The organism is Candidatus Thiodiazotropha sp. AKAK3 (genome assembly GCF_058244645.1).
Window position 1 is genome coordinate 1 of the sequence record NZ_JBSYOQ010000013.1, and the last position, 20507, is coordinate 20507.

A 20507-nucleotide genomic window follows, 5' to 3' on the forward strand; every position below is an offset into this window, starting at 1 on the left:
TTTAGAAAGCCGCTCAAGCCGTGAGTGCAAGGCGCAGCCCGCAGGTAATGGTTGTTCCCTTACCAAGGGGTGCAACGCCGCAATCGCGGCTTGAGTGGCTTCCCGCAGGGCGAGGCAGGTGATTTAAGCGCAAACTGAGATAGGCCTTGTCTAAATATAGGGTTTATATGACGCACCACACTAGGACTTAAGCCTGTATGAGATGCCCCCATGACCTACCTTCATCTCAAACCGATTGGTTAATTGATTGATAGATTCTGTGGAGCCGAGAAAAAGATATCCCCCAGGATTGAGAATATCAGCCATGCGATTAACGATATCTTTTTTCAGTTCATTGGAAAAATAGATCAGAACATTGCGACAGAAAATCACATCGAAACGCCCCATCACCTGATAGTTGTCAGCCAGATTCATTGGCCTGAAACTGACCCGGCGTTTGATCTCCGGTTTGACCTCAATACAATCACCTTGAGGGGTGAAAAAGCGACTTTTCTGTTCGGCAGTTAAGCCGCGCTCAACAGACAGACCACAGTAGACACCAGCTCTGGCCTCATCTAAAACTTTACTGGAGATATCAGTGGCCTGAATTTGAACCTGTCGAGCCTGCCCTTTCATTGCCTGATATTCATCTGCAATCATACTGATGTTATAGGGTTCCTGACCACTGGAACAGGCAGCTGACCAGATGCGTATCGCACCACCCCGTTGCTGATTCAGATCGGGAAGGATTGTCTCCTTCATCAGAATATAGTGTCCGATATCCCGAAACCAAAAGGTTTCATTGGTTGTCATGGCATCGATGACTTTAACCTTCAATCGGGAATGAATAGGTGATTTGATCTGTTTCAGCAGTTCACCGAGAGAGGCAACTCCTGCCTCCTTCATAACGCCACCTAAACGGCTAGAAACAAGGTACTCTTTGCCATTTCCCAGCAGGATTCCGCACGCCTGCTGCAGAAAATTCTTAAACGCCTCATAATCTGCCGGCGAAATAGCCGCTGTTCGGTTGTACATAGTAGTATCTTGTTATTCAGCTGTATGAATAAGGCTAGCGTTTAAGAAATATCTTTCAGACGCTTAGTTACTGTTGAAACCAACTCGTCCGGCATAAACTTAGCGAGAAAATGGTTGGCTCCAACCTTTTTAACCATACTCTCATTGAATACACCACTTAATGAAGAGTGAAGAATAACATACAGGTCAGTCAGCTTCGGATTTTCTCGAATTGCGCTCACCAGGGAGTAACCATCCATCTTTGGCATCTCAATATCCGAAATCACCATCGCCAGCCAGTCACTCACCTTACCCTCTTCAGACCAGCTTTCAAGGTGCTTCAAAGCCTCTTTGCCATCCTTTGCAAGGATCGCCTCCAGCCCGATCTCTTCAAGCACCTTCTTGATCTGATTACGAGCTACCATCGAGTCATCCACAACCAAGACTTTAAAGGCTGTAACATCCGCACCTTCTACGTCTATCGGCTTGGTGATCTCTTCATCAATCCCCAAAACTTCACTCAACACCTTTTCAACATCGATTATCTCTATCAAATCACCTTCAATTTCGGTGACTGCAGTCATATAACTGTTCCGACCCACCCCTTGTGGTGGAGGGAGTATATCCTCCCAATGGGTATTGACAATTCGCTCCACGTTACCGACAAGGAAGGCCAGCAACCGCCGGTTGTATTCGGTGATGATAATAAAATAGTCTTTGGCATTGCCCATCTTCGGTCCGCCAATGGCATGACAAAGATCCATGACCGGGATGTTGTTGCCACGTATTGAGGCGACTCCCCTTATATTCTCATGGGAACCAGGCAGTGCAGTTAGAGGTGGACACTGAACCACCTCCTTCACCTTGAAGACGTTAATGCCAAAAATCTGACGCCCTGATAGACGAAACAGCAGTAATTCAAGACGATTCTGTCCAGCCAGCTTGGTTCTTTGGTCAACACTGTCTAACATTGACGCCATTCTCTGACACCTCAATCTAGTGATATATATTGAATTTCATCAATAGGTATGGCGGCTTGCAGGCCTCGACCTTTAGGCTTAATAAATTCAACAGCCAGATCCATTTATCCACGGCACATTGCTTGCATAGTTTATTGGCAAATAGGTGGAGATACAGAATGATCAATCCGAAAGCACTAGGACTCAGAATACTGCTGGGACTGCTCCTGGCAGGATCTGCCTCTGCCCAGCCCACGGATAATGAACATCAGTCCCATCAATCCATTGCTGATGCAGCCAGAGACTACTTACAATCGACTCTGACCCAGGATGTGGCAGGAGCAACCATAAAAATCTCCTCCTTGGATCATCGACTCAAATTAAAGCAATGTGAAACTCCTCTGGAGGCTTTCAGCCCCCCTGGTGGCGTCAAGCTGGGACGCACCTCTGTAGGCGTCAGATGTACCTCCCCTGCCCCCTGGTCACTCTATATATCTGCCAATGTAGGCATTCAGGCCCCGGTCGTCTTTGCCGTCAGAGACCTGCCCAGAGGAGAGGCGATCGACAGTAAAGATCTTAAAATAAAAATATCCGATACCAGCCACCTGCTCCGCGGATATTTTGAGTCTGTTGACGAAGTGGTGGGACAGACCCTGAAGCGAACTCTGCGCAGAGGCCAGGTTGTCACCCCATCGATGCTGGTGGTAAGAAAAACCATAAAACGGGGAGACCAGGTAACCATTCTGGCAGGCTCTGGTGGTATCCAGGTGCGAATGCAAGGCAAAGCCATTAAACAAGGCAACCCTGGAGATCTGATTACGGTAGTGAACAGCAAGTCAAAGAAGAAGATTGAGGCACGAGTTGTATCGAAGGGATTGGTGATGGTCGACTGAAGTCTGTTACACAGAAATTCGATCTATGATTTAAGTTGCATTAACATAAGACGATATTAGCTTTGTATACATCTCATTGAGGTAGCACGATGCCCATTCAAATCAATAGTCTTTCAAGCCGGAATCTGAAAGGAACGGGCAAGAGCGGCAAAAGTGGCAAGACACAAAGCTCGGGGAAGGCCGGCGGAAGCAAAGCCCCGTCAGCAGCTGCAGCAACCTCAGGCGGCGATCGCCTCGATCTTACCGGTGATGCCGGAAAACTACAGGAACTTGAGGGAAGAATCGCCAATATGCCGATTGTTGATGCACAGAAGGTCGAAGCCGTACAACAAGCCCTTGCGAATGGAAGTTTTACTATCGACCCTAAAACAGCAGCCGATAAAATGCTGGCTATGGAACTCTCTCTTCCTTAACCGATATGCCAAACAATACTCAACATCAAACTACTTTTAGCAAGCTCCTGAATAGCGAAATTGAGCAGACTAATAGCCTGCTTGAGTTACTGAAGCGGGAATTTGAACTTTTAAAAGCCCCCCCTTCAAAAGCACTGGAAGAGTTGACCGAACAAAAAAAGCAGTTGCTCTTAGAAGTAGAAAAGAGCGTCTCACAGCACAATCAGCTGCTGGTTTCCCAAGGATATAGTTCTGACCGAAAGGGAAATAAAGCGTTTATTCAGCAGTGCCAGAACAGTGATCAGTTGGATCAACTCTGGCGTCAATTCTCATCACTGCTGGAAGCGTGTCAGAAACAGAATGAGATCAATGGGGGGGCAGTGCAACTGAATCAACATCAGGTCGCACAAGCTCTGGATATTCTGCGAGGTTGTGCAAATAGTGACAAGACCTATGGTCCGGCTGGAGAGTCCCGCCCAACCACCAGCTCGAAATCACTTGGAAAGGCATAGCGGCCCACTAGCAGACTTTCGCACCCCCGCTCGATATAAGGTGCCCTTAATCGCAGAAATCGTCTATTTTAGAAGCAAGATACCAACGAAACACTAATTCTGAGCTTCATCATCGACTGTTTCAGCTATTTTCTAATTAAATTTAGTCATTTGGAGGAATCCAACGTGACCTCGCACAGCCAAAAGCACTATACTTGACGTGGTAAGGGATAGAGACCGTCACATGATGTGATTTTTAGGCGCTAAGTGCCCAAATGGAATTTAGAAAGGAAGCCTACTAAAACACAGATCCTCAGCCTAAATCTGGAGAAATGATGACAAGAGTTACCCTGTTCCGCCTGTTACCCGCTGTACTGTTTCTGCTTGTCTGTGCGAGTGCAAATGCAGTGGAAATGAGGCAAAATTTCACCCTGACAGGGACCAATGGCGAGACCGGCAGTGGTTTTTTTACCTGGGATGACGCGGTTATCCTTGACGGAAGCATTCTTCCACTCGGCAGCGTTATATCCGGATCTCTCACCGTTACAGGTGGCACCACTACAGGAGGAACTCAAACATTTGCACTTGCAGACTGGACGGTAGGCATCCTGCGTTTAACACCTGATTTCGCCGTTGATTTAAACATCTCTGCTAATAACGGAGTAACGACTCTGGCGATTTTTAACACTTATGAAACCGACGCTTCCTGGGGCTCGAGACTGACATTGATTCCTGGTGCCACTGTATTGGCAAATCCACCAGCTAACCCACGGGCTATCCCATTACTGGACTCCCCCGGTCTAATCATCATTTCACTGCTACTGGCTTTGACCGGCCTCTGGCAAGTAAAGCGTCAATCGAGCAAGAGGTCTTGACCGTCCACCTCGATACCCAGAGCTTTAAGTTTTTTCAACTCTTCGGGGCGATCCAGATCCCACAGTAGCGGCAGTTCACGCCAACTCCACTCCAGACTACGTAGTGCGCTCCTGGTGGTTTCAGCAACGTCTTCTGTTCCCCAATTGTGGCCTCTGAATAGTTCGGCTGCTGCTGCTTTCAAACCCAACAGCACATAACCTCCATCCTGGGCTGGCCCCAATACAGCATCCTCAGTCTCCAACCAGGTAAAGGCCTGCTGTATATGATCAACTGTCAGTGGAGGAGAGTCGACACCAATCAGCACTACCTTTTGATAGTGACGCAGGGCTCTGTTTGCCGCATTAAACATACGCTCACCAAGATCACTTCCCTGCTGATAGTGAACTGTAAAATCGTAATCTTCAGCCAGTGTTTGTATCAACGGATGAGCTTTATTCGAGCTGAGCCAAAGCTGGATTTGATAGTTTTTCTCTTTCGCCAGCCAATGGATCTCTCTTTGCAGTAAGCGGCTATAGAGTTCTGCCGCACCCTCTGCACCAAGTGCAGGAATCAATCGGGTTTTCACCTTCCCAACTTCAGGGATCTTGCTAAATACAAGCACGGCATTTGAGGGCGATGCAGTTTCATATTCAATGGCCATAGCTTCGATAAAATCCAGCTAAACGGGTGGGACTGACGCCCAGCCAGTAGGCAAATCGTAAACCCCACATCAAAAGAATGGTCGACACTATCCCAGCAGACTCCCAGCGACGACTGGATGTGGTCAATCGCTCACGTAAACAGTTAGGTGCTGCAATACGCTTCAGGCGACGACTGATTTCGATATCCTCCATTAATGGCTGCTGAGGAAATCCCCCGACGCTTTCGAACAGCTGTTTTTGTACAAACAGCCCCTGATCGCCGGTGACGATAGCTGTCATCCTCGAGCGCCAGTTCATCATCCACGCCACCACTCGTAACAAGGGATGAGTGCCGTTAAAACGAACATCAAACCGCCCCCATAGAGCGTCGGAATCTGCAATAGTCAGTATCGCATGCTCGATACCCGGCTTGATCTGACTATCGGCATGCAGGAACCAGAGCAGATCACCATCGGCCATGGCTGCACCTGAATTCATCTGAATTGCCCGTCCAGGAGGTGAAATCTGAAACCGATCCACATAAGATTGAAGCGACGTTGAGAGTGGCGGCTCACTACCCCCATCGACCAGAATCAACTGGTGCCCCTGGTGGCGCAGATACTGCAGATCCTGCAGCAACTTCAGCAATCCTTCTCCCTCATTCAGGCAGGGTATCACCACGCTCAACTTAGTCGACATGGATGAATAGTATCCTCAAAGTCAAAACCAATCGGTGCGGCATCGTTTACTCAACAAACGCACCGCCACAACTGCTTCCTTGTCCAGCGGTACACCCATAGCAGTGCTCTGCCACCTGGATATCCAACCCTTTCAGATCCACATCGTAGAGATCCCTCAAATGGGGTTGATAGTTCTCAGCGGATTTAAGATGGATTTTCAACATTTGATTGAAGTCGCAATCATAGAGATAACCCTGCCAATCAACACTCAACAGGCTACGGCACATGACAGCCGCTAAATTTTCAGGCTTGTAGGCTCCTCGCAACAGATTCAGGTAGCTATTAAACTCTCCCTTGGACTGAAGCATACTGCCAAATCTTTGAATGGGCATATTGGTAATGGTGAACAGCTGATTAAACTGAATACCGAACCGCTGTTTAAGCTGAAGACGATAATCTGCTTCCAGGGGCTCCTGGGGAGGTGGAAGTGTCGGGCCAAGAGGATTGAAGACAAGATTCAGTATCAGGCCGCTATCTTTTACACCGTAACCCAACCTATTGAGTTTGAGCAGCGCCTCGATACTTTGAGAATAACTGCCTTTACCCCGTTGCTGATCTACATTTTCCTCCAGGTAACAGGGCATAGATGCGACCACCTCAACCCCATGCCCAGCCAGAAACTCAGCCAGATCTTCCTGACCCGCCTCCTGCATGATCACCAAATTACTTCGATCGATCACTTTAACACCCATCTTTCGCGCCTCTTCCACCAAGTAGCGAAAATCGGGATTCATCTCTGGGGCACCACCAGTCAAATCAAGCTGTTTGAGTTGTTGCTTCTCAAGAAACAGCAGTACATTATCGATAGTCTCACGACTCATCATCTCAGTACGTTTGGGGCCTGCGTTTACATGACAGTGAACACAAGACAGGTTGCAGAGAAATCCCAGATTTACCTGCAGGGTTTCCAGCCTTTCCCGCTGAATAGCGGGAAAGGATGTAGGGCTTAGTAGATGTACCGTATCAAGCATATTTAAATCCCGAATTGTTACTAACCACGCCCCGTCAACTGCGCATGCCGGGCTTTCAGGTAGTGGTGTTCCTTTTGAGCATAGCCACACCCTCTATTTTTAGGGCATCTGATCAGGGATACGGATACGCTTCCATATTGGATGCAATTTTACTGGAATCCTGACTAATCCCATCCTTAGTCTTCCTATGGATGAACATCTCGAGCCTGATGATTCAATATCAATCATACAACCAAAAAACTCGACTTTATCCGTTCAGAAAATAGAAAACATCGTAGCATTTTATATCTAATACAGGGACAATAGCCTGGCGTCCGCCCTCGTAGCTCAGTAGGATAGAGCGATCGCCTCCTAAGCGATAGGTCACAGGTTCGACTCCTGTCGAGGGCACCAACTCGGCACCCAGGAAAACCTTTTAAGCTGCTGAGCCACCATCTCCGATAGTGTCTAAATCGCTTATGTGTTTAATCAATATCAGCACTGAGTCCAACAGCCTCTGTAACAAGAGACCCTATCAGATGAACCTCGTTCGAAATATCACAAACTCTCTGACTCTCCTGCTACTACTATTCAGCCTGGGCCCTGACTGTGTGGCGGCTGCCAGCCTGCAAGGAAGAGTCATTAATGTTTTCAGTGGTGAACAGCTCCAAGCCACCATCTCTGATGGGCGACTACGCCAGATAAAGCTGCTTGGTATCAGAGCGCCGGTAAATTCCAGACGTATCAGTGCCGATGCAAAACAGTATCTACACATGCTTACCGCCGGCCGCGCTATATCTATCGAATACCGGGTCGTTATGGCAAACGGTGTTATACTTGGAACAGTGAAACATGGTGGCGCAGACATCGCACTGCGTATGCTTAAAGCGGGTATGGCACGCGTAGCTGACGAAGCCCATCTTGATCCCGAAACCCGACGGGGTTACCTGGCCGCAGAAAGATTGGCAAGGGGTAGAAAAGTGGGCCTCTGGCAGCAACACTAATTTATGAAAGTCTGCGTTGAGAGGAGACTATCAGATGGGTAAAAAATCAAAAAAAACCAAGCAAGAGCTTGAGGATAAGAGCAAAAAAGAGAGCTCGAAAAAAAACAAGATCAAGAAACCCAAAATGCATAAATCAAAGACACCAATGAACCCGCCGACCATAGATCCTACTCTAAGGTATCAGATGATCGAAACAGCGGCTTACTATATTGCCGAAAGACATGGATTTGATCCTAGAAAATCTATTGAGGATTGGGCACAGGCTGAGCAGGAGATCGACAAGCGTCTGAAAGAAGAGAGTCAAAGCTGATTCAGCTCTATAATGCCAGGATAGGCACAGTGTCTGAAAGGTTAATCTAATTCAGTGGTATCAGGCCTTGTCAGATTTTTTTGGCGCTCTCTTTTTACTCTTACCTGATGTTTTGGACTCACTCTTGCGCAGTCGCTTGAGATTTTCACACAGTGCACTCTCCAATGCTTTGTATACTTTTAGCTGAGCTGCCTGATAGCTCGTTTCCGGCTCTCCTACCAACTCCAGGCGCGCACCAAAATAGGCCAGATCCGCCTCCAAAGAGATCGGATTCAGATTGACCCTTAGTTTATTGTGATTTTGGCCCGACAATCTCTCAGTCCTTGCTCATTGACAGATTAATTCTGTACGCTCTAATCTTAACGACTCCAGTCATTCCAAACACCTTGTCTGGTCATCTATTTACAATTTATTCTATTCTGACACAGGATGAACGAATTTTTTACAATATCTACTGCCAAATACCCAGCCTGTGCTAACATTTACTGATAGCTGCACAAAAATAAGTTATATTTACTAGCCAATTGGTTCCAAATAGACGATGACCACAAATCTGGATTCCCTTAGATCCACTTCCGCCTTTTCTGGTGGCAATGCCTCTTTCGTAGAAGACCTTTACGAATCTTACCTCAAAGATCCTGAGAGCGTACCTCCAGATTGGCGACACCAATTTGACCAACTCCCCCATCAGGAGAGACTCGATACCGCCCATGAGCCCATTAGGCAACGCTTCCTCCATCTGGTAAAAGAGAAGCGTTCTGCTACAGCATCACCACAGGAAAACCTCTCTCCTGCAGCTGCTGAGCAACAGGCCTCTGTGCTTCGCTTTATCAACGGTTATCGCATGCGGGGTCACCAGAATGCCAACCTTGATCCGCTAAAGCTACGTGAGATGGTGACCGTCGATGATCTCGATCTGGCTTACCACAAGCTCGACAACATTGACCAAAACACTATATATAACACAGGTTCCCTGTTCGCCCCTGAGCGCATGGCGCTAAAGGATATAATCGAACTGGTGAAAAAGAGCTATTGTGGCAGTGTCGGTACGGAATATGGACACATTACCGATACCAAGCAGAAGCGATGGATACAGGAGCGCATCGAACAGCGACACCTGCTTCAACAATTCAGCGTCAAGGAAAAGAGCTGGCTGTTAACCCTGTTGACTGCGGCAGAAGGCATCGAAAAATATCTGCACACACGCTATGTTGGGCAGAAGCGATTCTCCCTGGAGGGTGGTGAAACACTGATCCCTCTACTTGATGATTTGATCCAACATGCAGGCAAAAATGATATCAATGAAGTCGTCATCGGCATGGCCCACCGTGGGCGTATCAATGTCCTGACCAACATTCTAGGTAAACCGCCACATGAGATCTTTGATGAATTTGAAGGCCGGGTCACTGTTGATCCTCAACGCCTCTCCGGTGACGTTAAATACCATATGGGTTTCTCAACAGATATCGATACTCCCGGTGGTATCGTGCACACGATATTGGGCTTCAACCCGTCTCATCTGGAGATCATCAATCCGGTTATAGAGGGTTCTGTCCGTGCCCGACAACGGCGTCGTGGTGATCATGATGGCTCGCGGGTACTACCAATTCTAATCCATGGTGACTCTGCCTTCGCTGGCCAGGGTGTGGTCATGGAGACACTGAATCTTTCCCAGACACGAGGCTACGCCACCGGTGGAACCGTTCACATCATCACCAACAACCAGATCGGTTTTACCACCAGTAACCCACTGGACACCCGCTCAACCCTTTACTGTACTGACGTTGCAAAGATGGTTCAGGCACCCATTTTTCATGTTAATGGCGATGATCCGGAAGCTGTCATTTTCGTTACCAGGTTGGCACTCGATTTCCGTATGCGCTTCCGCAAAGACGTTGTCATCGATGTCATCTGCTATCGCCGTCTAGGACACAATGAGGCGGATGAGCCGTCAGTGACTCAACCCGAGATGTATCGTAAAATCCGCAACCATCCCACCGTAAGAACCCTGTATGGTGAAAAGCTCGTTCAAGATTCAGTCATTACACCACAACAGGCCAGAGACCTGGTGGATAACTATCGAGAATCGCTGGAGGCAGGTATTGTAGAGGCCAGACCAGTCACCTGCGCACTGCGCCACCCCTATGCTGTACGCTGGAATGGTTTTAAAGGTATCGAATGGGACCATCCCTGCGATACCACTTTATCAATCGACACCTTTAACCAGTTGTCAGATCAGTTGCTTCATGTACCTGGTGGATTCGAGCTCCATCCCAGGGTGGAGAAAATCTGGACCGAACGTCGTCGCATGGCCAACGGAGACCAATTGATCGATTGGGGTTTTGCAGAAAACCTGGCCTACGCCTCAATGTTGACCGAGGGTATTCCAATTCGTCTCTCAGGTCAGGATTCTGGACGGGGAACCTTCTTTCATCGACATGCAGTGCTACACAATCAGAGCGATGGGGAATCCCTGGTGCCGCTGCAGCACCTCAGTCAAAATCAGGCTGATTTTGTGGTTATCGATTCCCTGCTCTCGGAAGAGGCTGTATTGGGATACGAGTATGGCTATGCCACAGCAGATCCAAATTCATTGACCATCTGGGAAGCCCAATTTGGTGACTTTGCCAATGGCGCCCAGGTGGTAATTGACCAGTTCATCACCTCTGGCGGTGAAAAGTGGGGACTATTATGTGGCCTCGTGATGCTGCTTCCTCACGGATATGAAGGACAAGGTGCAGAACACTCATCCGCCCGACCCGAACGTTTTCTACGCCTCTGCGCCAATCACAATATTCAGGTCTGTTGCCCTACCAATGCCTCACAGATATTTCATCTGCTTCGGCGTCAGATCCTGCGTCCATATCGTCATCCGCTGGTTGTCATGACACCAAAGAGTCTGCTGAGACATCGCCTCGCCACCTCATCCAAACAGTCACTCATAGAGGGCAAGTTTGAGAATGTAATCGATGAGATCGATGAGATCGATCACAAGAAGGTAAAACGTGTTGTCCTCTGCACCGGAAAAGTCTACTACGAGTTACTTGAAACACGTCGCTCCAGAGGCTTGGAGGACGTTGCGATCATTCGCATTGAGCAGCTCTACCCCTTCCCGCAAAAAGAGTTCGACAATGTGATACGGCAATATAAAAATGCCAAAATGATTATCTGGTGTCAGGAGGAACCACAGAACCAGGGGGCCTGGGATCAGATAAAACATCGCTTCTACCCATTAACTTCAAAAAGCAGACAGCTACACTACGTCGGGCGCTCTACCGCCGCTGCTCCAGCAGTAGGTTATCGCTCAGTTCACATCGCCCAGCAAGAGACCTTGATAGATGAGGCGCTCAGTGGACGCATCAACCCTAGAATGAATTACAGGAATCAGGCATACCAACAATGAGCATTGAACTACGTGTCCCCCAACTACCGGAGTCTGTCTCAGACGCAACAATATTGAGTTGGCACAAACAACCGGGTGAATCGGTAAAACAGGACGAGACTTTGGTGGATCTCGAAACCGATAAAGTGGTACTCGAAGTACCAGCCCCACAAGATGGACAACTGAAAGAGATACGTTTTAAAGAGGGTGAAACTGTCCAGGCTGAGGATATTCTGGCACTAATGGAGGCAGGCTCTGTTGCAGAAGAAACCCCTTCCAGCCAGCCTGAAACCGGTGCTGAAGAGAGTGAAGACTCCCCGGTCTTGTCACCAGCAGTCAGACGCTTGGTCAATGAAAGTGGCATTGATCCCAATACGATCAAGGGCAGTGGCAAAAACGGCCGTATCGTAAAAGCTGATGTTGAAGCGGCCATTGCGGACAAACCTGCACAGCAAGCCAGCCAACCCAAAAAATCGACACCAACTCAGGCTGTTCCTGCTGATGCTGATGGCAGAGTTGAGCAACGGGTACCGATGACCCGTCTGCGTAAACGGGTTGCAGAGCGTCTGATCGAAGCGCAACAAACTGCCGCCATTCTGACTACCTTTAATGAGGTAAACCTGCAAGCAGTCTCCAATCTGCGAGCAACCCATCGTGACACATTCGAAAAGCGCCATGATGTGAAACTCGGTTTCATGTCATTTTTCGTCAAGGCTGCAGTTGAAGCACTGAAACAGTTTCCAATCATCAATGCCACCATGGATGGAGATGATATTCTCTATCACGGCTACTTTGACATTGGCATTGCAGTCTCATCCCCTCGTGGATTGGTAGTACCCATTCTACGTGATGCAGACCAACTCAGCTTTGCCGCTGTCGAACAACGCATCAAAGAGTATGGTGAAAAAGCCAAGCAGGGTTCATTGAGCTACGATGATCTGACTGGAGGAACCTTTTCCATCACCAATGGTGGTGTATTTGGCTCAATGCTCTCTACTCCGATCCTCAATCCTCCCCAGAGCGCAATCCTGGGTATGCACTCGATTCAGCAACGTCCGGTAGCTGAAAAGGGAGAGATCGTTATACGACCAATGATGTATCTGGCACTATCTTATGATCACAGGATTATTGACGGGAGAGATGCCGTACAATTCCTGGTAACCATAAAACAATTACTCGAAGATCCAAGCCGTTTACTGCTGGAGATCTAATTAATTAACATGGTACCCCTTATCTTCTGCAGATAAGAACAGGATAGGATAGGTTATGACACATATTCGCGAGGATGATTTCATCCAAAGCATTGCTGATGCCATACAGTTCATCTCCTACTATCACCCGGCCGATTTTCTCAAGGCCCTGGGTAAAGCCTACGAGAATGAACAGAGCCCTGCAGCAAAAGATGCAATGGCTCAGATTCTGGTTAACTCCCGCATGTGTGCTGAAGGAAGGCGCCCCGTCTGTCAGGATACTGGCATGGTGGTGGTGTTTCTGAAAATTGGTATGGAGATCACCTGGGACAACCAACTGACTATCAATGAGATGGTAAACCAGGGAGTACGGCATGGCTACGCCCACCCGGATAACCTGCTGCGCTTCTCCATGGTCAGCGATCCTCTGGGCTCACGCAAAAACACCGGTGACAATACCCCGGCCATCATCCATACCGAACTGGTAGCGGGTGATAAAGTTGAGGTCAAGATCGCCGCAAAGGGTGGCGGCTCTGAAAACAAATCCCGCTTCAAAGTACTTAACCCTTCTGGCTCCCTGGTGGAGTGGGTACTTGAGGAGATCCCCAAAATGGGTGCAGGGTGGTGCCCTCCGGGAATGCTTGGCATTGGTGTAGGTGGCAGCGCTGAAAAGGCGATGCTATTGGCCAAAGAGTCACTTATGGAACCCATCGATATTCAAGAACTGTTTACCCGGGGGCCTCATAATCGCAAAGAGGAGTTACGCCTGGAGATATATGAGAAGGTCAATGCCCTGGGTATCGGTGCACAGGGTCTTGGTGGGCTAACGACTGTTCTGGATGTCAAGATCAGTGACTTTCCCACCCATGCCGCCTCCTTGCCTGTAGGTATGATTCCCAACTGTGCGGCAACCCGACATGTAGAGTTCACACTGGATGGCAGCGGACCTGCCCTGCTTACTCCACCACAAGCCAGTGACTGGCCAGATGTCACCTGGGAGGCTTCACCCCAGGCACGCCGGGTTGATCTGGATAAGGTCAACAGAGAAGAGATCGCCAGTTGGAAGCCTGGTGAATTGATTCTTCTGAATGGCAAACTGCTGACCGGACGGGATGCTGCTCACAAACGAATTGCAGATCTCTTCGAAAAAGGTGAACCTCTACCCGATCAGGTCGACTTTCATAATAGATTCATCTATTACGTAGGCCCTGTAGATCCGGTACGGGATGAAGTCGTTGGACCTGCAGGCCCTACAACAGCGACACGTATGGATAAGTTCAGTGAATTGATGCTGGGCCAGGCAGGATTGCTTGGCATGGTGGGTAAAGCTGAGCGAGGACCCACTGCAATTGAAGCAATTAAAAAACATAAAGCTGTCTACCTGATGGCTGTGGGTGGCGCCGCCTACCTGGTCTCCAAAGCGATTCGTGGTTCCCGCGTGCTGGCTTTCGAGGATCTTGGTATGGAGGCGATAAGGGAATTTGATGTTGTTGATTTCCCTGTCACCGTCGCAGTCGACAGCCAGGGCGTTTCGGTTCATCAGACCGGTCCTGCAGAGTGGCAGAGCAAGATTGGAAAAATAGCTGTAGTTACGGAGTAGTCCACCATGACCTCTTTTAACGCATTTCGTATACACTTCGACAATTCACAACACTCTGCCGGCGTTGAAGAGCTGCTTCTCGCACCACCGGATAAAGGTGAAGTGTTGATCCGGGTGCAATACTCCAGCATCAACTACAAGGATGCCCTGGCCGGCACTGGCAAGGGAAAAATATTGAGACACTTTCCTCTCACTGGGGGTATCGATGCCGCAGGAGAGGTAGCAGAGAGCAATGACAGGCGCTTCAAGGAAGGCGACCCGGTGATTGTTACAGGCTATGAGCTCTCGGCAACCTCTGATGGTGGCTATGCTGAATATCTCAGAGTACCTGCTGACTGGGTTATTCCTCTACCCGAGGGGCTTACCCTGGCTCAATCAATGGGGCTTGGTACAGCAGGCTTTACCGCAGCTTTGGCGCTGCACCGGATGGAAATCAACGGCCAACGTCCGGATATGGGCCCTATTCTGGTAACAGGTGCGACGGGGGGGGTCGGCTGTCTCGCAGTCAATATATTCGACGGCGAAGGTTTCGATGTCCATGCCGTTACGGGAAAGCAGGAGCAACATGCATTTCTGCAACACCTCGGTGCTCAAGAGATACTTGGACGGGAACAGATCACATCCTCTCACCACGCTTTGGAACGCGCACTCTGGGGTGGAGCTGTGGATAGTGTGGGCGGTGAAATGCTCTCTAGCATCGCCTGCAAGATTAAACCCTGGGGTAACATCGCCTCCATTGGCCTGGCTGGTGGACATGTATTGAATACTACAGTGATGCCCTTCATTCTTAGAGGCGTCAGCCTGCTGGGTATCGATTCTGCCAGCGCTCCTTATGATATTCGCATGGAGATATGGCAGCGTCTTGCAACAGACCTAAAACCGAGACACTTGGATGATATCGTTCAACAGAGTGTCAGCCTGGAGCAACTACCTGATACCTTTGAGCGCATGCTGACAGGAGAGATACACGGTCGAACCCTGGTGGCAATTCAGGAGTAATCCAGTCAGAAGGGTGCGCCCCAACCGCACCATTCTCCTCATAAGCTATCGGCCTGTGGCTTGTCCAACTGTTTAAAAATCCACCTGACCACCCTTCAAAATCAGGAACCTGCTATTGAAATGGAGCGGCCAACTTATTTTTTTTGGATAATATGTAGCCTGGATGGAGCGCAGCGGAATCCGGGAAGAGATGTGTCGGATAACCCGGATTCCGCTGCGCTCCATCCAGGCTACGGCGCTGCAAAGTCAGCTATGGTGATAGTTAAGGATCTGCGGAAGGTTGCAGGTGGTTTTTATGAGTTACCAGGGCGATTTGGTGGAGCATGGCCCCACCCTACCTGTCGATAAAGTGTAGGGTGGGGCCATGCCCCACCAATTGCTCTGCCCGCATATTACGTATATAGAGGTTGATACTCTTTTTCTGAGTATGGAGGGTAGTCAGGAAAATCTATACCCCTTCGGCACTACAACAACACCTTTGTCTGAAATAGTGAAACGCGCTTGATCCTGATCTTTATCGAAACCTATTCGCTCACCAGGCGGAACAATAACCCCCTTATCGACAATACAGTTTTCCAACTCAGCGCCATCCCCAACCTTGACACCTTCGAAAAGAATAGAGTTATGGATCACTGCTTCATCGCCAATATAAACATTGGGAAACAGAATCGAACGCTGAACACTACCCCCTACAATCACCACCCCATTGGCAACGATTGAGTTGATAAAGATACCTTCACTACCCGTCACACCCGGTACAGTTCGGGCTGGTGGATATTGAGCATGATGGGTTCGTATCGGCCACTCCGGCTGATAGAGATCCAATGCAGGTTGCGGATCAAGCAACTGCATGTTCGCCTCATAGTAACTGTCCAGGGTACCTACATCCCGCCAATAGCGATCTGGGCTTACACGACCAGCCTCACCACCAAAACGATAGGCATAGATCCCAGCTTCATCGATCAGTTTCGGCAGAATGTCGTAACCGAAATCGTGCCCGGAATCATCCCTTATATGGTCTTCTTCAAGAATTGAGATCAGCCGATCGATAGAAAACACATAGATCCCCATCGATACCAGGGCACTCTCCTCACCCGGTTTTAAGGGTGTTGGCCGCTTAGGCTTCTCTTGGAAATCAGTCACACGCCCCTGATCATCCACCCCCATCACACCGAACTGACTCGCTTCAGCCAGGGGCACCTCCATACCTGCCAAGGTGACCCCGGAGCTATGTTCTTCATGAAAGGCCAGCATCGGCGCATAATCCATACGGTAGATATGATCACCAGAGAGGATCAGAATCCGCTCAGCACCGCTGCGCTTGAGCATATAGAGGTTTTGGTAGACCGCATCAGCAGTACCGTCATACCAACTGCCACCGGTTCTCATCTGTGGTGGAACAGCGGTTATATATTCACCCAGCTCCGGGTTAAACAGAGACCATCCATCCCTCAGGTGCTTCTGTAAAGAGTGGGATTTGTATTGGGTCAATACCAATACTCTTCTCAGACCGGAGTGCAGACAATTCGCCAGGGTAAAATCGACTATTCGGTATTGCCCACCAAAGGGCACCGCCGGTTTGGTTCGTTCCTGAGTCAGGGGCTTTAAACGGGAACCATGTCCTCCGGCAAGTATTACCGTCACTGTTTTATCTAGCATCGGATCGCTTCCTATTGTTATTTCGCTATCGGATAAGTCACTAGCAATAAACAGTCCTAGAGGATATTTTCTTGCATCGAGGATTGTAACCTAAAACAATTCACTGTTTTCTATCATCGCTTATGATTATAACCCTGAAGATGATTCAGAATGATGCACCATTAAGCATCATGGATTTTGGATCAATCTGATCGATGCACTTTGAAAGCGCACAGACCATTTGAGATAGAGACAATCAGGCATACTCAGTATTTGTCAGGCCTGAGGTGAGATTTATTGAAAATGGGCCAATTCATGATGTGAAGCGCAGGCACAAACCCGCAACTCCAAATCCTCTCACATGGAAGCGTATATTTTTACGATGAATTGTCGATCACAGACCTGTTCAGAGCCTCGTTAGGTTAATGCTGCCGATACCCAGCGTCCAACCAACACTGGGGAAGTGGTTCACCTGAAGGGAATTGCATCTGTACTTTCAGAAACTTTTCCGCTTCCTGCATCTCTTCACCAGCATGGAAACGCCCAACGATCTCTTTGTGGTTGGGATTGAACAGATCGGGCATGCTCAGTACTTCAACCAATTTTTCGCTATTTTTTTGCATTAGAAACATTGACGACCTCCTGCAGTTCCAGGCGGGAAACATTGCTTACCCTCTACCAGTAAGTATGGTTTAGCCGCTTCGATTTTCAATGTGTCTAAGCCCTGATTCCATTCCGGGTATTATTATCTGATCATCTCAAGAACCTGATACTCAGCGACCAAATACCTAGCCGATCAACTAAAGCTCCCTGGTGGACATGAAATCCACATCCGGCCAGCGTTCAATAGCCAGATCAAGATTTACCCGTGTGGGTGCGAGATAGACCAGCTGGTCATCTCCATCCAAAGCCAGATTGTCATGGTTCTTCTGCTTGAACTGCTCAAGCATCTTTTCATCTTCACATTCGATCCAACGTGTGTTTGCCACGTTCACAGGCTCAACGATCGCCTCGACCTTATATTCATGCTTGAGTCGTTCAACAGCCACATCGAACTGCAGAACACCCACTGCGCCAAGAATAAGATCATTGTTCTTCATTGGACGAAAAACCTGTGTAGCGCCCTCTTCACATAACTGCAGCACACCTTTCAAAAGGGCCTTTTGCTTCAATGGATCCTTCAACACGACGCGACGAAATAGTTCAGGAGCAAAATAGGGAATGCCTTCATATTTCAGCTCTTCACCTTCAGTGAAGGTATCGCCTATCTGAATCGTCCCATGGTTGTGCAACCCAATGATATCGCCAGGCCAGGCCTCTTCCACATGACGCCGCTCATCGGCCTGAAACGTGATTGCATTACTGATCTGAACTGTTTTACCCATACGCACATGACGCATCTTCATACCTTTGCGGTAGGTGCCAGAACAGACCCGAAGAAAAGCAACCCGATCCCGGTGCTGGGGATCCATATTTGCCTGGATTTTAAACACAAAACCAGAGAATTTTTTCTCCGCCGGCTCTACCAGACGTTGTTGGGTATTGCGTGAGAGCGGGCCTGGCGCATATTCAACAAACGCTTCCAGCAGCTCTCTTACACCGAAGTTGTTGATTGCTGATCCAAAAAATACCGGCGTCAACTCACCTTTCGCATAGGCCTCGAGATCCAGCTCATGGCTGGCGCCCCGTACCAACTCGATCTCTTCACGCAACTCTACTGCCTGACTGCCGATATGTTCATCCAGTTTGGGATTGTCGATACCCTCGATAACCTCGCCGACCTGAATCTTGCCGCCATGGGTGGCACTGAAAAGATGGGTGGTGTCGGTGCGTAGATCGTAGACCCCTTTCAGACGCTTACCCATGCCAATAGGCCAGGAGACCGGTGCGCATTTAATCTTCAGCACCTCCTCGATCTCATCCAGGATCTCCAGTGGATCTCGCCCTTCACGATCGAGTTTATTGACAAAGGTCAGAATCGGGGTGTCTCGCAGGCGACAAACCTCCATCAGTTTGATGGTTCGTGCTTCAACACCCTTCGCCACATCGATCACCATCAATGCGGAATCGACGGCAGTGAGAGTGCGGTAGGTATCTTCAGAGAAGTCTTCATGTCCCGGGGTATCAAGCAGATTGACAACATCCTCCCCAAAGGGAAACTGCATGACCGATGAGGTTACCGATATGCCACGCTCCTTTTCCATCTCCATCCAATCGGATGTGGCGTGACGTGCCGCTTTTCGTCCTTTGACAGTACCCGCCATCTGGATGGCGCCTCCGAACAGGAGTAGCTTTTCTGTCAGGGTCGTCTTGCCGGCATCGGGGTGCGAGATGATAGCAAACGTGCGTCTCTTGTTGATTTCATTGATAAAATTGGCGTCTGCCATGTATCTAAATTCCCATTTTGTACAAACATTTGTACGAAAAAACAAAGTTAACTCTAAGCCCTGTTCCAAGCAGTTTTGCGAGACTTAAAGCCAGCAAAACCTCCTATCAGAGCATTGATAAATTATTAGCGCCATATTAGCAAATATGACTAAGCGCTATAACTCACACGCCCAGTACTTCTTTTAGCTTTTCAAACGCCTGCTTATGTTTGTCATTTGGCATTTTAGCCAGGTTAATCTGTTTCCATTTAATGGCTGGAAGCTTGTCGACACCTTCTAATCCAAGTAACGCCCAATCCGGCTCACGGTTTTTAAACGACAGTAAAAAGCCCTTCTCACTATCGGTTAGCCCTTGATGGATAAGCTCTACCAAGCGCTCTCTAACGGCCACCAACTCTTCCAGCGGCAGTTCCGTCTTCGCCATATTTGCAAACTCACCTGCATAAATGGCCGATATATCTTTATATTGCGGCCTCAGTAATTCGGCTATAGGCCGATTATGGCTTGAGATGTATACAAGCAAGGCCTTGCGTATCTCATCTGTCAGACCTTCATTTTCCAAGAGCCACTTAACATCAAATAAGTCTCTTGGATGTTGCCTATCTAATGCAGCACATATTTTACCTGAATAAAGATCAGCCAGGGCCACCACAGGCCCTTCAACGTAGCCAAATTCATCTTCTACCGCGGCACATACTTCCATAATCTGCGGCTCGTAAACCGTGCCGCGTAATACAGGTGACAGCTCCACCTTAATCTGCACACCGTTACGGGCAACAATCAGTCTTAGCGCATCGCGCTTTGACTTATAGGCTTCTGTTAGCTCAACATCTTTAAACACGGCTTTTAAGTCTGCGCAAATCGCATCAAGTGCTTCGCTAATTTCCTGCAAAGCCTCATCACGGCCTATGATGGGCAAATAGACCAGATCAACATCAACAGACAAGCGCGGAAACTCTCTAACAAAGAGATTAATCGCCGTGCCACCTTTGAGCGCGAAACAGTCTTGTTTGGCGACAAAGGGCAAAACCTGCATTAACAGCTGCACTTGCTTGTAATAAATGCTGTTTCTATCCATCCCTG

21 protein-coding genes and 1 tRNA gene are annotated in these 20507 nt (G+C 48.7%); 12 read left to right on the forward strand and 10 right to left on the reverse strand.

Features of this window, described 5'->3' with window-relative positions; genetic code table 11:
* Positions 1–180: 180 nt before the first annotated feature.
* Positions 181–1014, reverse strand: a complete 834-nt coding sequence (locus tag AC4IE7_RS01195; RefSeq protein WP_490774974.1) for a CheR family methyltransferase — start codon at positions 1012–1014, stop codon at positions 181–183.
* Positions 1015–1055: 41 nt separating this feature from the next.
* Entirely contained in the window at positions 1056–1973 is a 918-nt protein-coding gene (locus tag AC4IE7_RS01200; RefSeq protein ID WP_490774975.1) for a chemotaxis protein CheV, read from the reverse strand.
* Positions 1974–2131: 158 nt separating this feature from the next.
* Here AC4IE7_RS01200 and flgA point away from each other — a divergent pair, with 158 nt between their 5' ends.
* The 4 genes from flgA (at position 2132) to AC4IE7_RS01220 (ending at position 4603) form a co-directional block, all read left to right on the forward strand.
* Entirely contained in the window at positions 2132–2845 is a 714-nt protein-coding gene (flgA, locus tag AC4IE7_RS01205; protein WP_490774976.1) for a flagellar basal body P-ring formation chaperone FlgA, read from the forward strand.
* Between the two features lie 89 nt (positions 2846–2934).
* Positions 2935–3258, forward strand: coding sequence for a flagellar biosynthesis anti-sigma factor FlgM (flgM, locus tag AC4IE7_RS01210; RefSeq protein ID WP_490774977.1), 324 nt, complete (start codon positions 2935–2937; stop codon positions 3256–3258).
* 5 nt (positions 3259–3263) lie between these two features.
* Positions 3264–3749 carry a flagella synthesis protein FlgN gene (locus tag AC4IE7_RS01215; RefSeq protein ID WP_490774978.1) on the forward strand — a complete coding sequence of 162 codons (486 nt, stop codon included), beginning with the start codon at positions 3264–3266 and terminating at the stop codon, positions 3747–3749.
* Positions 3750–4063: 314 nt separating this feature from the next.
* Positions 4064–4603: a hypothetical protein gene (locus tag AC4IE7_RS01220; RefSeq protein WP_490774979.1), complete on the forward strand. Its 540-nt coding sequence runs from the start codon at positions 4064–4066 to the stop codon at positions 4601–4603.
* Here the strand turns inward: AC4IE7_RS01220 and AC4IE7_RS01225 are convergent.
* Genes AC4IE7_RS01225 through arsS form a run of 3 tightly spaced genes read right to left on the reverse strand, consistent with a single transcriptional unit; the run spans position 4582 to position 6935 of the window.
* Positions 4582–5244: a TIGR04282 family arsenosugar biosynthesis glycosyltransferase gene (locus tag AC4IE7_RS01225; protein WP_490774980.1), complete on the reverse strand. Its 663-nt coding sequence runs from the start codon at positions 5242–5244 to the stop codon at positions 4582–4584. The genes AC4IE7_RS01220 and AC4IE7_RS01225 overlap by 22 nt on opposite strands.
* On the reverse strand, positions 5234–5923 hold the full coding sequence (locus AC4IE7_RS01230; RefSeq protein ID WP_490774981.1) for a TIGR04283 family arsenosugar biosynthesis glycosyltransferase: 690 nt from the start codon (positions 5921–5923) through the stop codon (positions 5234–5236). Before AC4IE7_RS01230 ends, AC4IE7_RS01225 begins: the two co-directional genes overlap by 11 nt.
* Before the next feature lie 46 nt (positions 5924–5969).
* Positions 5970–6935 (reverse strand): arsenosugar biosynthesis radical SAM (seleno)protein ArsS, encoded by a 966-nt coding sequence (gene arsS / locus AC4IE7_RS01235; RefSeq protein WP_490774982.1) that lies wholly within the window; start codon positions 6933–6935, stop codon positions 5970–5972.
* 316 nt (positions 6936–7251) lie between these two features.
* Between arsS and AC4IE7_RS01240 the strand changes: the two genes are divergently transcribed.
* From AC4IE7_RS01240 to AC4IE7_RS01250, 3 genes are all read left to right on the forward strand, one after another.
* Positions 7252–7328 (forward strand) — tRNA-Arg (locus AC4IE7_RS01240).
* Between the two features lie 125 nt (positions 7329–7453).
* A complete protein-coding gene (locus tag AC4IE7_RS01245) occupies positions 7454–7918 on the forward strand; it encodes a thermonuclease family protein (protein ID WP_490774983.1) in 465 nt (154 codons plus the stop codon).
* Positions 7919–7952: 34 nt separating this feature from the next.
* Complete coding sequence (locus tag AC4IE7_RS01250) at positions 7953–8228, forward strand: DUF2934 domain-containing protein (protein WP_490774984.1); 276 nt, start codon at positions 7953–7955, stop codon at positions 8226–8228.
* 60 nt (positions 8229–8288) lie between these two features.
* On the opposite strand, the gene AC4IE7_RS01255 is transcribed toward AC4IE7_RS01250, so the two are convergent.
* Positions 8289–8540 (reverse strand): fumarate hydratase, encoded by a 252-nt coding sequence (locus AC4IE7_RS01255; RefSeq protein ID WP_490774985.1) that lies wholly within the window; start codon positions 8538–8540, stop codon positions 8289–8291.
* Between the two features lie 229 nt (positions 8541–8769).
* On the opposite strand from AC4IE7_RS01255, the gene AC4IE7_RS01260 reads away from it, so the two are divergent.
* The 5 genes from AC4IE7_RS01260 to AC4IE7_RS01280 all read left to right on the forward strand — a co-directional run bounded on the left by AC4IE7_RS01260 (position 8770) and on the right by AC4IE7_RS01280 (position 15747).
* Positions 8770–11631: a 2-oxoglutarate dehydrogenase E1 component gene (locus AC4IE7_RS01260; protein WP_490774986.1), complete on the forward strand. Its 2862-nt coding sequence runs from the start codon at positions 8770–8772 to the stop codon at positions 11629–11631.
* Positions 11628–12821 carry a 2-oxoglutarate dehydrogenase complex dihydrolipoyllysine-residue succinyltransferase gene (odhB, locus tag AC4IE7_RS01265; protein WP_490774987.1) on the forward strand — a complete coding sequence of 398 codons (1194 nt, stop codon included), beginning with the start codon at positions 11628–11630 and terminating at the stop codon, positions 12819–12821. Before AC4IE7_RS01260 ends, odhB begins: the two co-directional genes overlap by 4 nt.
* 55 nt (positions 12822–12876) lie before the next feature.
* The gene (locus tag AC4IE7_RS01270) at positions 12877–14400 is read left to right on the forward strand and encodes a fumarate hydratase (protein WP_490774988.1); all 1524 of its coding nucleotides are present in this window, start codon (positions 12877–12879) and stop codon (positions 14398–14400) included.
* A gap of 6 nt (positions 14401–14406) precedes the next feature.
* Complete coding sequence (locus AC4IE7_RS01275; protein WP_490774989.1) at positions 14407–15399, forward strand: oxidoreductase; 993 nt, start codon at positions 14407–14409, stop codon at positions 15397–15399.
* A 192-nt stretch (positions 15400–15591) separates the two neighbouring features.
* Positions 15592–15747, forward strand: coding sequence for a hypothetical protein (locus AC4IE7_RS01280; RefSeq protein WP_490774990.1), 156 nt, complete (start codon positions 15592–15594; stop codon positions 15745–15747).
* Between the two features lie 90 nt (positions 15748–15837).
* On the opposite strand, the gene glgC is transcribed toward AC4IE7_RS01280, so the two are convergent.
* The 4 genes from glgC to AC4IE7_RS01300 all read right to left on the reverse strand — a co-directional run bounded on the left by glgC (position 15838) and on the right by AC4IE7_RS01300 (position 20502).
* Positions 15838–17058: a glucose-1-phosphate adenylyltransferase gene (gene glgC / locus AC4IE7_RS01285; protein WP_490774991.1), complete on the reverse strand. Its 1221-nt coding sequence runs from the start codon at positions 17056–17058 to the stop codon at positions 15838–15840.
* Between the two features lie 401 nt (positions 17059–17459).
* On the reverse strand, positions 17460–17669 hold the full coding sequence (locus tag AC4IE7_RS01290) for an acetyltransferase (RefSeq protein WP_490774992.1): 210 nt from the start codon (positions 17667–17669) through the stop codon (positions 17460–17462).
* 168 nt (positions 17670–17837) lie between these two features.
* Entirely contained in the window at positions 17838–19424 is a 1587-nt protein-coding gene (locus AC4IE7_RS01295; RefSeq protein WP_490774993.1) for a peptide chain release factor 3, read from the reverse strand.
* Between the two features lie 163 nt (positions 19425–19587).
* Positions 19588–20502, reverse strand: coding sequence for a nucleotidyl transferase AbiEii/AbiGii toxin family protein (locus tag AC4IE7_RS01300; protein ID WP_490774994.1), 915 nt, complete (start codon positions 20500–20502; stop codon positions 19588–19590).
* Positions 20503–20507 lie beyond the last annotated feature (5 nt).

Coding starts and splice junctions, on each gene's coding strand:
- AC4IE7_RS01195 (WP_490774974.1), bottom strand. CDS start 1,014: ATGTACAACCGAACAGCGGCTATTTCGCCGGCAGATTATGAGGCGTTT.
- AC4IE7_RS01200 (WP_490774975.1), bottom strand. CDS start 1,973: ATGGCGTCAATGTTAGACAGTGTTGACCAAAGAACCAAGCTGGCTGGA.
- flgA (WP_490774976.1), top strand. CDS start 2,132: ATGATCAATCCGAAAGCACTAGGACTCAGAATACTGCTGGGACTGCTC.
- flgM (WP_490774977.1), top strand. CDS start 2,935: ATGCCCATTCAAATCAATAGTCTTTCAAGCCGGAATCTGAAAGGAACG.
- AC4IE7_RS01215 (WP_490774978.1), top strand. CDS start 3,264: ATGCCAAACAATACTCAACATCAAACTACTTTTAGCAAGCTCCTGAAT.
- AC4IE7_RS01220 (WP_490774979.1), top strand. CDS start 4,064: ATGACAAGAGTTACCCTGTTCCGCCTGTTACCCGCTGTACTGTTTCTG.
- AC4IE7_RS01225 (WP_490774980.1), bottom strand. CDS start 5,244: ATGGCCATTGAATATGAAACTGCATCGCCCTCAAATGCCGTGCTTGTA.
- AC4IE7_RS01230 (WP_490774981.1), bottom strand. CDS start 5,923: ATGTCGACTAAGTTGAGCGTGGTGATACCCTGCCTGAATGAGGGAGAA.
- arsS (WP_490774982.1), bottom strand. CDS start 6,935: ATGCTTGATACGGTACATCTACTAAGCCCTACATCCTTTCCCGCTATT.
- AC4IE7_RS01245 (WP_490774983.1), top strand. CDS start 7,454: ATGAACCTCGTTCGAAATATCACAAACTCTCTGACTCTCCTGCTACTA.
- AC4IE7_RS01250 (WP_490774984.1), top strand. CDS start 7,953: ATGGGTAAAAAATCAAAAAAAACCAAGCAAGAGCTTGAGGATAAGAGC.
- AC4IE7_RS01260 (WP_490774986.1), top strand. CDS start 8,770: ATGACCACAAATCTGGATTCCCTTAGATCCACTTCCGCCTTTTCTGGT.
- odhB (WP_490774987.1), top strand. CDS start 11,628: ATGAGCATTGAACTACGTGTCCCCCAACTACCGGAGTCTGTCTCAGAC.
- AC4IE7_RS01270 (WP_490774988.1), top strand. CDS start 12,877: ATGACACATATTCGCGAGGATGATTTCATCCAAAGCATTGCTGATGCC.
- AC4IE7_RS01275 (WP_490774989.1), top strand. CDS start 14,407: ATGACCTCTTTTAACGCATTTCGTATACACTTCGACAATTCACAACAC.
- glgC (WP_490774991.1), bottom strand. CDS start 17,058: ATGCTAGATAAAACAGTGACGGTAATACTTGCCGGAGGACATGGTTCC.
- AC4IE7_RS01290 (WP_490774992.1), bottom strand. CDS start 17,669: ATGTTTCTAATGCAAAAAAATAGCGAAAAATTGGTTGAAGTACTGAGC.
- AC4IE7_RS01295 (WP_490774993.1), bottom strand. CDS start 19,424: ATGGCAGACGCCAATTTTATCAATGAAATCAACAAGAGACGCACGTTT.
- AC4IE7_RS01300 (WP_490774994.1), bottom strand. CDS start 20,502: ATGGATAGAAACAGCATTTATTACAAGCAAGTGCAGCTGTTAATGCAG.